Raw genomic sequence first — 12160 nt, 5'->3', positions numbered from 1 at the left:
GATGTGCTAATGAAAATAATTATTGGTTGGCTGTTCTGGCCCTTTCGCGGGCACGCCCGCTCCCACAGAATTTATGTGATTCCTGTGGGAGCGGGCGTGCCCGCGAAAGGGCCAGAACAGGCGATCAATCAGTCCGGCCAATGACCAGGCCACCATCAGCACCGCGCACCACCGTCACCGGCAACACCGCCGGCAAGTGCTCCAGCAACGCCCGCATCTGCCGGCTGTCGAACTCACCCGACAAGCGCAAGCTACCGGTGCGCTCGTCCGCCAAGCGCAACGGCACCTCGCTGTAGCGCTGCAAATCCACAATCGCATCGCGCAACGGTGTACCGTCAAAGCGCAACACCGAGCTGCTCCAGGCTGCCATCGCGCTCGGCTGCACTGCCTGCACCGCACCCAGCTCACCGGCGACCGCAAGCAGTTGCTGCCCGGCCGTCAGTTGCTGCACGGCGCCGTGCGCACTGCCGACTTCTACTGCACCTTCCTGCACCCCTACCCGCACGCCACGCGCATCGCTACGCACGTCGAACACCGTACCGATATCACGCACCCGCACGCCTTGGCTGCGGACAATGAACGGCGCATCAGCATGCACTACGGTAAAGCGCGCCTGCCCTTCGACCAGCTCCAGCTGCCGGCTGCGCAGGCGCCGTTCGATCAGCAGGCTGCTGCCGGAGTCCAGCAGCACCTGGCTGCCGTCCGCCAGCACCAGCTCGTGCGTTGCGCCAACAGCCACCTGCACGTGCTCGGTCTGCCAGGCCGGGTCCACCCACCACAGGCCACCTGCCAGCAACAGCGACAACAGGCTTGCCTTGGCCGCCTTGGCTGCCTTGCGCCGGTGTGCAGTCATGGCCTTGCCTTCAGCGATCAATGCCTCGCGGGAGGCTACCCGCGCGCGTAGGGCTTCGCTGAACGCGTCCAATGGGTCGGCCTGAGGCTTGTTTTCACGCTTGTCCTGGCTCATGCCCGCCCCTCGCCACGCACACGCCGGGCCGGTTCCCAACGGCTAGCGATGGCGTGCAGCGCACGGTTGAAATGCTGGGTCACCATGTTGGTCGAAATTTCAAGCTCGGCAGCGATGTCTCGCTGGGCCATGCCGTGGATGCGATGCAGCAGGAACACCTGGCGCTGACGTGCAGGCAAGGCTTCGATAATCGCCAGCAGGGCATGCAGCTGTTGCTCGAAGTCCAGCTCGCGGGCGCCGTCCCAGCTGTCCAGGGCCGGTTCGTCATGGCTGGCGGCGGCCAAGTGAGCCGCACGCAGCGACTCGGCGCGCACCCGGTCGATGGCCCGGTTGAAGGTAACCTTGCGCAGGAAGGCCAGCGGCAGCGAGATGCGCTGGCGTGGCGGTTTGTCGAGGATCTGCAGGTAAACGTCATGCACAAGGTCGCGGGCAAAATGCCGGTCGCGAAAGCGCTGCTTGATGTAGCGAACCAGGTCGTCATAGTGCAACGCCAGCGCGTCAAGCAGTTCCTGGTTGGGCGGTGTGGTGGACATGACGAGCCAATGCCAAGTGATAATGCTTCGCATTGTAGAGGGCGACTCATGCATTTGTCAGCCAAGGGCCAGCATCCGCGCCGGAACTGACTGGCTATGCTTCAGGTCATTCCTGCATGCGCACGCCCATGAAAACCTACATCGCCCTCGCCATCCTGGCCCTGATCGCCGCCGCCGCCCTGCTCGGCTCGCCCTGGATGAACCAGCGCTTCCACATGCCCGCAGAAAAAGCCCAGGCCCAACAACGCGAAACGGCCGGGTCCCCAGGGGAGCCGGCCGTTTCGAAAAGCAAGTGACGCTTAGTGCTGCTTGCTGCCAGAACGGATCTGGTGCACCACGCCCATCGCCACTACGATCGCCGCAGCGATACCGGTGGAGATCACCAGGATCTGGTAGTCAGGCATGAAGGCCATGGTCACCAGGGCAGCCACGATGAACGCGATCACCAGGTAGGTCAGCCACGGGAACAGCCACATCTTCAGGCGTACTTCCTTGCCTTCGGCAATCAGCTTGCGGCGCATGCGCAGCTGCGAGAAGGCGATGACCAGGTACACCAGCAGGGCAATCATGCCGGTGGTGTTCATCAGGGTTTCCAGTACGTCTTTCGGGCGCAGGGTCTCGCTGAAGTTGATCAGCGCACACACCACGGCCACGGCGCACGAGCCCATGATCGCGTACACCGGTACACCGGTGCCGGCGCGGGTAATCTTGAAGAACGACGGCGCATCGCCACGCTGGGCCAGGGAGAACAGCATGCGCGAAGCAGTGTAGTGGCCGGAGATAAGGCAGCTGCTTACCGAGGTCAGCACCACGAAGTTCATCAGCAGCTCGGCATACGGCACGCCCAGCAGCTCCAGGGTACGGCGGTAGGCGCCATAGCCGGAAACGCCCAAGTGCGGGTCGTTCCACGGTACCAGGCAGACGATCAGGAAGATCGAACCCACGTAGAACAGGCACACACGCCAGACGACCGAGTTGGTGGCCTTGACGATCTGCGCGGCCGGGTCTTTGGCTTCGGAGGCAGCGATGGTAACGATTTCAGCACCCAGGAAGGCAAACATCACCCCGAGCAAGGCACCGATCACGGTGGTGATGCCATTGGGCATGAAGCCTTCGGCGGTAAGGTGGCTGATGCCACGCACTTCACCGAACTGCCAGACGTTCAGCACGGCAGCGGTACACACGATCAGGAAGCAGACGATCGCGATCACCTTGATCAAGGCGAACCAGAACTCGAACTCACCGTAGTGTTTGACGTTGAAGAAGTTGACGGTGATCAGCAACAGGGTCGTGGCCAGCACGAACACGTTGACGCTGACGTCGGGGAAGAAGCCATGCAGGATCTTGCCCGCCACATAGGCTTCCCAGGCCATGAGGATGACCCAGTACCACCAGTACAGCCAGCCGATGGTGAAACCGGCCCAGCGGCCGATGGCGCGGTCGGCGTAGGTGGAGAACGAGCCGGTGTCTGGCGAGGAAGTCGCCATTTCACCCAGCATGCGCATGATCAGTACCACCAGGATGCCGCCCGCCAGGTAGGCCAGGACAGCGGCTGGGCCGGCGCTGTGGATCACGCTGCCGGAACCGACGAACAAGGCGCCGCCAATAACCCCGGCGATGGACATCATCGTCAGGTGGCGCGACTTCAGCGAGGCACTGAGCTTGCTCTCGTGCCCGCTTTTCGCGGTGGTGGTTGTGGATGTTGCGTCCATCAGTTGTGTACCCCGTGCTTCTTTTTATCCAAGGAAAACTGTGAAACCCCGATGGCTGGCGGTTTCACCTGTACATCAGTGCTAATGCGGGCAGGAAGGTGTGAACGAACACACGCAGGCCTTCCATGGCGGCCTGCTGACGCGCCCCAGGGCGGCTGCCTGGAGCGAACTGAACATGCTTTATGTGGCGATATCCGACACCTAATGTAAAAATGTCCGACGCAGAGAGCCATGCACAGTGGCATGAAACTCGCACTGCACTGTACAGGTCGCCCATGCAGTACACCCTGCAAACGCCAGGCGATACGCACCCTGAAGGCCCCGAATGTTCGAATTACATCCAGACTCCTCAACCCCGCTGGTCAACCAGATCATTGACGGGCTGCGCGAGCTGATCGACAACCAGACCCTCAAGCCAGGCGCCAAGGTGCCGTCGATCCGCGCCTTTGCCGCGAGCTATTCGGTGAGCACCTTCACCGTGGTCGAGGCCTACGACCGCCTGGTCGCCCAAGGGCTGCTGGTAAGCCGTGGCAATGCGGGGTTCTTCGTCAACCGTGCGGCGGGCGAACTGCTGGACACGCACAACGCCGAGGCTGATACCAGTCGACCAACGTTCAACTCCGAGTGGTACCTGCAGCAGATCTTCGAGATCCGCCAGTTGCCGTACAAACCGGGGTGCGGGTGGCTGCCCAACGACTGGATGTACGAAGACGGCTTGCGTCGCGGCCTGCGCCAGGTGGCCGGCAGCCCGCTGGAATTGTCCGGCTACGGCGACCCCATGGGGCTGATGGAGCTGCGTGCACTGACCGCGCAGAACCTGCAGCAAGAGCTGTCGATCGTCGCCAACCCTGCGCAACTGATGCTCACCCACGGCGCCAGCCAGGCCCTGGACCTGGCCGCCCGCACGCTGGTGCGCCCAGGCGATGTGGTGCTGGTGGACGACCCTGGCTACCCCAACCTGATGAGCATTCTGCGCACGCAGGGCGCCACCCTGGTCGGCGTGCCACGCACCCCGGCCGGTTACGACCTGAACCAGCTGGAGCACTTGCTCACCCACCACCGCCCGACCGCGTTCTTCACCCAGCCGCACCTGCACAGCCCCACCTGCTCCCGCACCCCGCTGCCGCAGTTGCACCGCCTGCTGCAACTGGCCAGCCAGCACGGCTTCCGCCTGGTGGAAAACAACCTGTACGCCGACATGGTCGCCGAACCGCAGCCCTGCCTGGCCAGCCTCGACCACCTGCAGCAGGTGGTGTACGTGGGCAGCTACTCCAAGAGCATTTCGCCCAACGTGCGGGTCGGCTACATGCTGGCCAACCCCGAGCTGATGCAGAAACTGTTGCACCTGAAGATGCGTTCGGGCCTGACCACCTCACAGGTGATGGAGCGCGTGGTGTACGCCGCGATCATCGACGGCCGCTGGCGCAAACACCTCAAGCGCCTGCGCCAACGCCTGGCCGAGGCGCATCAGGAAGTTGGCCGGCATTTGCATCGATTGGGCTTTGAACTGTTCATCGAATCGGATGAAGGCATGTACATCTGGACCCGCCATCCGGCCATTCCGGACAGCGCAGCGCTGCTGGATGATGCGCTGGAAAAAGGCATCATGCTCGGGCCTGGGCAGTTGTTCATGGTGGATGCCAAGGCGACCGGGTGGATGCGGTTCAATGTGGCGTTCAGTACCGAGCCTGCGATGTGGGAGTTGTTGGAGAAGGTGCTGGTGAAGCATGTGCGGCGGGGTGGGGTGTGAGAATGGCAAGCGTGCTCGCCATGGCATCCTCCCCCCGACCGCCATGCCACTGAATCGGCTTTTGACAAGGCGGAACCGGGATCGGCCTCTTCGTGCCTCACGCCTGCTCCGTTATTGATCGGGCTACTTCATTACCTTCAGCACGTCCTTGACGATCAGGGTCTTATCTTTACTTTTATCCTCAAGGATAGCTGTTATCAGCACGGCATTATTACCTGCGGAGTATTCGATAACGTCCGCGTAGTGCGCGATAGATTGTGCGTGCGGGGATGGCGCGATGCATCGGGCAGCGTGTGCAATTTCCCTTGCTAACTCGCTGAGATATTTAATGTTGCCTGCAATGAATGCCAAGGCTTCCTTATGTGAAGTTTTGCCATTGCCATCGAGATCCAACTGTTTGAGGATATTTGCTACAACCTCAGCTCTCGGATCAGCTTGCGTGGCCTTCTGAGCTGCCTGAGGTGTAGCTTTGCGGCTTTCACTGTCCATTTCAAAAACTCCTGAATAACCTGGTCGGTTGAACTACGCCAGAAGATTCCCATTGTTCGTGGTAAAGCAGCAACTGATAAAAATGCTAGTTTTTATCTGTTATCGGGAGCACTTGCACATCCAAAAAAACGGTATCGATCCACATCGAAGAGGCATGCGCCAAGGCGTTCGCGCACGAAACCTCCAGGCAAAACTGGCCCGAAACAAACATAGCGAGCAACGCTCGCGATGCGCCGCCTTAATTGTCGCGACACAAGGGGCGGCGCGGGCCAGCACGGCATTCAGCCGGCAATTACTTGACGTTACGCGGTCAGGAAGGCGCGGCTCATTGCACGCTTAGCCCTTGGGCAGTGGCGCATGCTGGGCAATCAGTCCCAGCGCTTGCAACTCGGCCCAGAACGCCGCCGGAATGACCGCCTTGAGCGCCGCCAGGTCCTGGTCGGCATGTTGCGGCCGGGTCGCCCCCGGGATCACGGCCGCCACTGCCGGGTGCGCCAACGAAAACTGCAATGCCGCCGCCTTGATGTCTACACCATGGCGCGCCGCCACTTCATTCAGGTGCTGCACACGGGCACGGACCTGCGGGCTGGCCTTCTGGTACTCGTAGTGCTCTCCACCGGCAATCACCCCCGAGTTGTAAGGGCCGCCGACGACAATCCCGAGGCCTTGCGCCAGCGCGCCGGGCATTACCCGTTGCAGGGCACGTTCGTGGTCCAGCAGGCTGTAGCGGCCAGCCAGCAGGAAGCCGTCCGGGCGCGCTTCTTCCAGGTCCAGGGTCAGCTCGATCGGCTCGACACGGTTCACACCCAGGCCCCAAGCCTTGATCACCCCCTCTTCACGCAAGCGGGTCAGCACGCGGAAGGCACCGGTACGCGCGGTTTCGAAACGGCTCAACCATTCATCACCGTAGAAGTCCTGTGCGATGTCGTGAATCCAGACAATATCCAGGTAGTCGGTGCCCATGCGTTCGAGCGTGCCCTCGATCGAGCGCAGGGTGGCATCGGCGCTGTAGTCATTGACGATGCGGTTACGGTTACCATGCTCGAACAGCCCGCTCTTCTCGCCCAGTTCACGGGATGATGGATCCTCCAGTTCGTCGAGGATGACACGGCCAACCTTGCTGCTGAGTACGTACTCATTGCGTGATCGCCGGGCCAGGGCCTTGCCCAGGCGAATTTCCGAGAGGCCGGCACCGTAGAACGGTGCGGTGTCGAAGTAGCGCACGCCATTGTTCCAGGCGGCATCTACCGAAGCTTGTACTTCGGCGTCCGGCACGTTGCGAAACATGTTGCCCAGCGGCGCGGTACCGAAGCCCAAGGGGTTGGCGATCAGGTCTTTCAAGCTCATGAAATGTCTCCAGAAAAGGTATGCAAGGTCGTCAACCGACGACGTGGACACATCCTAGGCTGGCCAAGTCGAGACCGTCCAAGTCATAATTCGTCATAGTTAAGTCCCTGGAGGTCTCATGCAGGATCTACGTCAGTTGCGCTACTTTGTGGCCGTCGCCGAATGCGAAAACGTCGGCCGGGCCGCCGAACAGCTGCACATTTCCCAGTCCCCCCTCAGCCGGCAGATCGCCCAGCTGGAGGACAACCTTGGTCTGGCACTGTTCGAACGGCGCAACCAGCGCCTGTACCTGACCAACGACGGGCGCACCTTCCTGGCCGAGGCGCGCGGCCTGCTCAAGCACGCCGAGCGCCTGGAATCGCTGGGTAAACGCCTCGGGCGGGGTGAGGAAGGCGGGCTATGCATCGGTTACGTCAACCATGCCATCCATGCCGGCGTTCTACCCGGTGCGGTGCGGACCATTCGTGGTGAGCGCCCGAACATTCACATCGCGCTATACAACATGCCTCCCAGTGAGCAGTTCGAGGGCCTGCGCCAACGCAGTCTGGACATTGCCCTGGTGTGCGAACCGCCGCCAACGCACGACCCCGATCTGCGTGCCCAGCCGGTGCTGGACGACCCGATGCTGCTGGCCATCCCGGCCGCGCACCCGCTGGCCAGCAAGGCCGAACTGGCCCCGGCCGACCTGCACGAGCAAGAGTGGATCATTACGGGTGGCCAGCCCGACCAGGTGAACAAGCGCGACGACTTCATTGCCCGCTGTGGCGATGCCGGCTTTACCCCGCGCCTGTCGCTTGAAGCGACCGACCCGCTCAGCGTGCTCGGCCTTGTCTCGGCAGGCCTCGGCCTGGCGATGGTGCAAAGCAGCCTGACAGCCAGTGCCGGACCTACCGTGGTACTGCGCCAGCTGGCGTGGTTCCAGCCCAGCGTGCAGTTATGGGCGGCCTGGCACCAGGTCGACCTGCGGCCAATCGTGGGTATTTTCCGTGAACGGGTACTGGCGCTGGCCAATAAGTCGCCAAAGGTCTGAACTAAGTCTAATTACGTCTTTTACAGTCTTAACGCGCTTTACTAGTATGGCTCCTATCGATGCAACTCATCCACAGGAGCCATTCCATGAACATCGACCTCGGCGGACGCACCGCCATCATCAGCGGCTCGACCGGCGGTATTGGTCTGGCCATCGCTCGCGGCCTGGCTCGCGCCAACGCCGACGTGGTCATTGCCGGTCGCACCCAGAAATCGCTGGATGCAGCCCTGGCCGAACTGCACGGGCAAGGCGGCCGTGGGCAGATTCACGGCGTAGTCGCCGACCTGGGCACCGCCGCCGGTGCCGAAACCCTGTTTGCCGCCCACCCTAAGGCCGACATTCTGGTCAACAACCTGGGCATCTATGACGACGTCGACTTTTTCGACGTGGCCGACAGCGAGTGGGCACGCTTCTACGACACCAACGTGTTGAGTGGCGTACGCCTGGCCCGCCACTATGCCCCGGGCATGGTCGAGAAAGGTTGGGGGCGAATCCTGTTCATTTCCTCGGAATCGGGCATCGCCATCCCTGCCGACATGATCAACTACGGCGTCACCAAGGCCGCCAACCTTGCAGTGTCGCATGGCCTGGCCAAGCGCCTGGCCGGCACCGGGGTTACCGTGAACGCGGTGTTGCCCGGCCCCACCCTGACCGATGGCGTGGCCGCGCTGGTAGCCGATGCGGCCCAGGCGTCCGGGCGCAGCATTCGTGAAGAGGCCGACCATTTCGTGCGCACTGCGCGGCCGAGTTCGATCATCCAGCGCGCCGCCGATGTCGACGAAGTCGCCCACCTTGTGGTGTACCTCGCCTCCCCTTACTCCTCCGCCACCACCGGCGCGGCCCTGCGGGTCGACGGCGGTGTGGTCGACAGCCTCGCTATCTGAATCCAACTGGAGAACTACTTCATGGCAACTGCCTATGCTTCCCTGCAAACCAAACACAGCCCTGAACATGTCTGGGCATTGATCGGCGGTTTCGACAGCCTGCCCGACTGGCTGCCGTTCATCCCCGAGAGCATTGCCAGCGAAGGTGGCCGCGTGCGCTCGCTGAAAGACCCGGACGGCAACCGCATCGTCGAGCGCCTGATGGCCTTTGACGAGAACGCGCGCAGCTACAGCTACGCGATCATGACCAGCCCGTTCCCGGTCACCGGCTACCTGTCGACCCTGCAGGTCAAGGCAGATGGCCAGGGCAGCCTGGTGGAGTGGTCGGGCGAGTTCACCCCGGTCGGGGTAAACGATGCCGAGGCCCAGGCGCTGTTCAAGGGCATCTATGAAGGTGGCCTGCAAGCCTTGGCAAAAACCCTGGGCTGAGTGAACCGGGGTTGCACTGCAACCCCGCTTTTTTGCCCCTGAGTCAAAACACCTTGTCCCACCTCTACCTGTTTCCCCCGCCCGATCCCCGCTAGCCTGCCGCCCCCCCCCGTCTCACAAGGACCCGCACCATGCCAACCGACCATCAAGCCTGGGCCTGGACCCCGAACGCCGGCCTCGACGGCCTGCAACTGCTCCGTAAACCCCTGCCGCAACCCGGCCCCGGTGAGGTGCTGGTGGCCAACCGCGCCATTGCCCTCAACCCGGTGGACTGGAAAATCTGCGAGTGGGGCCACCCGGCCTGGCAGCAAGGCACAGTCCCGGGTGTGGATGGTGCCGGCGTGGTAGTCGCCGCAGGCACAGGTGTCGACCTGCCCTTGGGCAGCCGCGTGGCCTACCATCAATCGCTGGCCCGCGACGGCAGCTTCGCCGAGCACTGCCTGCTTGATGCCAGCCTGGTGATGGCTATCCCCGGCACACTCAGCGACAGCGCCGCCGCTGCCCTGCCCTGCCCCGCCCTGACCGCCTGGCAGGCCCTGGCCAAAATACCCGCAGGCGCCAGCCGAGATGTACTGGTGATCGGTGCCGGTGGTGCAGTGGGCTTCTACCTGGCACAGCTGGCCGTGCAACGGGGCCTGCGTGTCTGGGCGACTGCCGGGCAAGCCCACCACCCTACGCTCAAGACGCTTGGCGCAAGCGGCGTGTACGACTACCACGATGCCGACTGGCAGCAGCAACTGCAAGCCACCTTGGGCGAGCGCCCACTGCATGCTGTGTTCGATACCGTCAGCGGCCATCACGCCGGCAGCCTTGCTCATCTGCTTGGCTACAACGGGCACCTGGTGTGCATCCAGGACCGCCAGGAAAGCGCGCCAACAGTGGCATTCAGCACGGCAATTTCACTGCATGAGGTGGCGTTGAACAGCATTCATGCCTACGGCCGACTGGCAGATCGCCAGGCCCTGCGCGTGGCGGGTGAACAACTGCTGCAGGCGGTAGCTGACGGCCGCCTGATCGCACCAGAACGCCGCGAGTTCGCCTTTACAGCACTGCCACAGGCATTGCGACAGCTGAAAGAAGGCACGGGAACAGGTAAATGGGTGACATGCATGAATTAAGCGCCACTACATCGCTACCCAACATTTTTGCCAGTAACCCGTTGCCCTGTTACAACGTTGTCGGTTTCAACCCCGGCGCTTGACAGCGCTGTGCAGGTGCGAAAACTTGGATCCCATTCAGCGAAAAGGTATGCTCGCGCAATAGCCAAACGCCACCACCAACTATGTGTGGCACCTGTTCTCAAGGACGAGCCCTTTGCCCAGCCACCCTACCCGCCATACCATCGCCCGTCAGTGGCAGCTGTTGAAGTTGCTGCCCGGTCGCCACCCGGGGATGAGCTCCACCCAGTTGCAGGCCGCACTGACAACCGTGGGCCATACCACCAGCAAACGCACCGTGGAGCGCGACCTGGTCGAGCTCGCCGCGCTGTTCCCGCTGCAGTGCAACAGCAAAGGCATGCCTTACGGATGGTATTGGCAACCAGGCCTGAGCCTGGGCGAAGCGCAGCGACTGCAACCTGATGTGCTCACGCCCCCGGCACAGGTTGAACTGCAAGCCTGGGTCGATGACACGCTGGCCCGCCGCCTGGAACAATCACCGTTGTCGGCAGACATGCGCCTGACGCCACAAGCGAGCGGCGGTGCCGCACTGGTGGCCACCGTCGACGACAACCGGGCACTGATGGGCTGGCTGCTGTCCCAGGCAGGGTCAATCCGCGTGCAGGCTCCGCTGGCGCTGCGCGTGGCCATGCTCGAACAGTTGCGCCAGAGCCTGGCGCTGCATGATGGCGGTTGTTGACCGGCAGGCAAAAGTCATTGTCCCGCCGGCCGCTTTTTCACCTTGCCGGCCCTGCGCAAAATTCGCTCCTGACAACATTTTCGTTCAGGAGTACACCATGAAACGCTTCAAGCCCCTGCTGCTCGCCGTCGCGCTGGCGACCACCGCCCAGGCCGCCCTCGCTGCCGACTGGCAGACCTCGCCTTACGGCAAGCAGGATGAGATCGGCGCCGCCAACCTGCTTACCCCGGAAGTGGTCAAGCAGGCTGTCGGCCTGGTCAAAACCGGCAAGACCTACCCGCTGGCCGTACCCGTGAGCAAGGACCTGCCGGCATTCCGCCATCGCAGCTTCCACCTGTACAACATCCAGCCCGGCGAGCAAGCCGGCCAAACGTTGGGCCACAACAAGTTCAGCTTCAACGATGAACTGGTCAACGGTTGGACCGGCGTTGGCACCCAACTCAACGGCATCGGCCACATCGGTATCGACAATGTCTACTACAACGGCAACAAGGCAGCCGATTTCGTCACCGTCGAAGGCGTAACCAAACTGGGTGTGGAGAAAGTGCCGCCGATGGTCACCCGTGGTGTGGTGCTGGACATGACGGCTTACTACGGCAAGGCCATCGTACCGGGCGGCACCGCGTTTACCGTCGCTGACATCAAGGCGGTACTGAAGAAAGAAGGCATTACCTTGCGCAAAGGTGATGTAGTGCTGTTCAACACCGGCTGGCTAGAACTGATCGGGAAGGACAACCAGCAGTTCCTCGCCACCGAGCCGGGCATCGACCTGCCGGCGGCCGAATGGCTGGCAGATCAAGGCATTGTCGCCTTTGGTGGCGATACCTGGGCCTCCGAGGTGTACCCAAACCCGAGCGGTGAAGAGTTCCCGGTCAACCAGTTCATGCTGGCCAAGCGCGGTATCTACAACCTGGAGCTGATCGACACCCGTCCGCTGGTGAAAGACAAGGCGTTCGAGTTCCTGTTCGTGCTGGGGCAACCGCTGTACAAAGGCTCGACCCAGGTGAACATCAACCCGGTGGCGATTCACTGATCACCACACCTGAAGGCTGACAGGGTACCGGTGGGAACGGGCTTGCCCGCGAAGGGCCGCAAAGCGGCCCATCGCCGGCAAGGCCAGCTTCCACAAGAAGACAGTTGCTCCCACGTCAGTCAGTCGCGC

General features: G+C 62.4%; 13 protein-coding genes. 8 read left to right on the top strand and 5 right to left on the bottom strand.

Annotated elements, in window-relative coordinates; all coding sequences use genetic code 11:
* Positions 1-124: 124 nt before the first annotated feature.
* Both A0O30_RS12995 and A0O30_RS12990 read right to left on the bottom strand, forming a co-directional pair.
* Positions 125-967 (bottom strand): FecR family protein, encoded by an 843-nt coding sequence (locus A0O30_RS12995; protein WP_177410276.1) that lies wholly within the window; start codon positions 965-967, stop codon positions 125-127.
* Positions 964-1500, bottom strand: coding sequence for an RNA polymerase sigma factor (locus A0O30_RS12990; RefSeq protein WP_105946798.1), 537 nt, complete (start codon positions 1498-1500; stop codon positions 964-966). Before A0O30_RS12990 ends, A0O30_RS12995 begins: the two co-directional genes overlap by 4 nt.
* A gap of 116 nt (positions 1501-1616) precedes the next feature.
* On the opposite strand from A0O30_RS12990, the gene A0O30_RS12985 reads away from it, so the two are divergent.
* On the top strand, positions 1617-1796 hold the full coding sequence (locus tag A0O30_RS12985) for a hypothetical protein (RefSeq protein WP_105946767.1): 180 nt from the start codon (positions 1617-1619) through the stop codon (positions 1794-1796).
* Positions 1797-1799: 3 nt separating this feature from the next.
* On the opposite strand, the gene A0O30_RS12980 is transcribed toward A0O30_RS12985, so the two are convergent.
* Positions 1800-3212: an amino acid permease gene (locus tag A0O30_RS12980; protein ID WP_019097820.1), complete on the bottom strand. Its 1413-nt coding sequence runs from the start codon at positions 3210-3212 to the stop codon at positions 1800-1802.
* A gap of 325 nt (positions 3213-3537) precedes the next feature.
* On the opposite strand from A0O30_RS12980, the gene A0O30_RS12975 reads away from it, so the two are divergent.
* Positions 3538-4962 carry a PLP-dependent aminotransferase family protein gene (locus A0O30_RS12975; protein ID WP_105946766.1) on the top strand — a complete coding sequence of 475 codons (1425 nt, stop codon included), beginning with the start codon at positions 3538-3540 and terminating at the stop codon, positions 4960-4962.
* A gap of 123 nt (positions 4963-5085) precedes the next feature.
* On the opposite strand, the gene A0O30_RS12970 is transcribed toward A0O30_RS12975, so the two are convergent.
* On the bottom strand, positions 5086-5451 hold the full coding sequence (locus A0O30_RS12970) for a hypothetical protein (RefSeq protein WP_105946765.1): 366 nt from the start codon (positions 5449-5451) through the stop codon (positions 5086-5088).
* A 336-nt stretch (positions 5452-5787) separates the two neighbouring features.
* A complete protein-coding gene (locus A0O30_RS12965) occupies positions 5788-6798 on the bottom strand; it encodes an aldo/keto reductase (protein ID WP_105946764.1) in 1011 nt (336 codons plus the stop codon).
* Positions 6799-6916: 118 nt separating this feature from the next.
* On the opposite strand from A0O30_RS12965, the gene A0O30_RS12960 reads away from it, so the two are divergent.
* From A0O30_RS12960 to A0O30_RS12935, 6 genes are all read left to right on the top strand, one after another.
* Positions 6917-7828 carry a LysR family transcriptional regulator gene (locus A0O30_RS12960; protein ID WP_105946762.1) on the top strand — a complete coding sequence of 304 codons (912 nt, stop codon included), beginning with the start codon at positions 6917-6919 and terminating at the stop codon, positions 7826-7828.
* 86 nt (positions 7829-7914) lie between these two features.
* Entirely contained in the window at positions 7915-8712 is a 798-nt protein-coding gene (locus A0O30_RS12955) for an SDR family NAD(P)-dependent oxidoreductase (protein WP_105946761.1), read from the top strand.
* A 21-nt stretch (positions 8713-8733) separates the two neighbouring features.
* Positions 8734-9141, top strand: a complete 408-nt coding sequence (locus tag A0O30_RS12950) for an SRPBCC family protein (RefSeq protein ID WP_105946760.1) — start codon at positions 8734-8736, stop codon at positions 9139-9141.
* Between the two features lie 131 nt (positions 9142-9272).
* Complete coding sequence (locus tag A0O30_RS12945) at positions 9273-10259, top strand: zinc-binding dehydrogenase (protein ID WP_105946759.1); 987 nt, start codon at positions 9273-9275, stop codon at positions 10257-10259.
* A 196-nt stretch (positions 10260-10455) separates the two neighbouring features.
* Positions 10456-10998, top strand: coding sequence for a WYL domain-containing protein (locus tag A0O30_RS12940; protein WP_105946758.1), 543 nt, complete (start codon positions 10456-10458; stop codon positions 10996-10998).
* A 97-nt stretch (positions 10999-11095) separates the two neighbouring features.
* Positions 11096-12031 carry a cyclase family protein gene (locus A0O30_RS12935; RefSeq protein ID WP_105946757.1) on the top strand — a complete coding sequence of 312 codons (936 nt, stop codon included), beginning with the start codon at positions 11096-11098 and terminating at the stop codon, positions 12029-12031.
* Positions 12032-12160: the final 129 nt, after the last annotated feature.

The organism is Pseudomonas sp. LLC-1 (assembly GCF_002992185.1).
GTDB classification, from domain to species: domain Bacteria; phylum Pseudomonadota; class Gammaproteobacteria; order Pseudomonadales; family Pseudomonadaceae; genus Aquipseudomonas; species Aquipseudomonas monteilii.
This window is presented reverse-complemented; position numbering and strand designations above follow the sequence as displayed.

Excerpts from the sequence above, each read along its gene's own strand:
- A0O30_RS12995 (WP_177410276.1), bottom strand. The coding sequence starts at position 967 with ATGAGCCAGGACAAGCGTGAAAACAAGCCTCAGGCCGACCCATTGGAC.
- A0O30_RS12990 (WP_105946798.1), bottom strand. The coding sequence starts at position 1,500 with ATGTCCACCACACCGCCCAACCAGGAACTGCTTGACGCGCTGGCGTTG.
- A0O30_RS12985 (WP_105946767.1), top strand. The coding sequence starts at position 1,617 with ATGCGCACGCCCATGAAAACCTACATCGCCCTCGCCATCCTGGCCCTG.
- A0O30_RS12980 (WP_019097820.1), bottom strand. The coding sequence starts at position 3,212 with ATGGACGCAACATCCACAACCACCACCGCGAAAAGCGGGCACGAGAGC.
- A0O30_RS12975 (WP_105946766.1), top strand. The coding sequence starts at position 3,538 with ATGTTCGAATTACATCCAGACTCCTCAACCCCGCTGGTCAACCAGATC.
- A0O30_RS12970 (WP_105946765.1), bottom strand. The coding sequence starts at position 5,451 with ATGGACAGTGAAAGCCGCAAAGCTACACCTCAGGCAGCTCAGAAGGCC.
- A0O30_RS12965 (WP_105946764.1), bottom strand. The coding sequence starts at position 6,798 with ATGAGCTTGAAAGACCTGATCGCCAACCCCTTGGGCTTCGGTACCGCG.
- A0O30_RS12960 (WP_105946762.1), top strand. The coding sequence starts at position 6,917 with ATGCAGGATCTACGTCAGTTGCGCTACTTTGTGGCCGTCGCCGAATGC.
- A0O30_RS12955 (WP_105946761.1), top strand. The coding sequence starts at position 7,915 with ATGAACATCGACCTCGGCGGACGCACCGCCATCATCAGCGGCTCGACC.
- A0O30_RS12950 (WP_105946760.1), top strand. The coding sequence starts at position 8,734 with ATGGCAACTGCCTATGCTTCCCTGCAAACCAAACACAGCCCTGAACAT.
- A0O30_RS12945 (WP_105946759.1), top strand. The coding sequence starts at position 9,273 with ATGCCAACCGACCATCAAGCCTGGGCCTGGACCCCGAACGCCGGCCTC.
- A0O30_RS12935 (WP_105946757.1), top strand. The coding sequence starts at position 11,096 with ATGAAACGCTTCAAGCCCCTGCTGCTCGCCGTCGCGCTGGCGACCACC.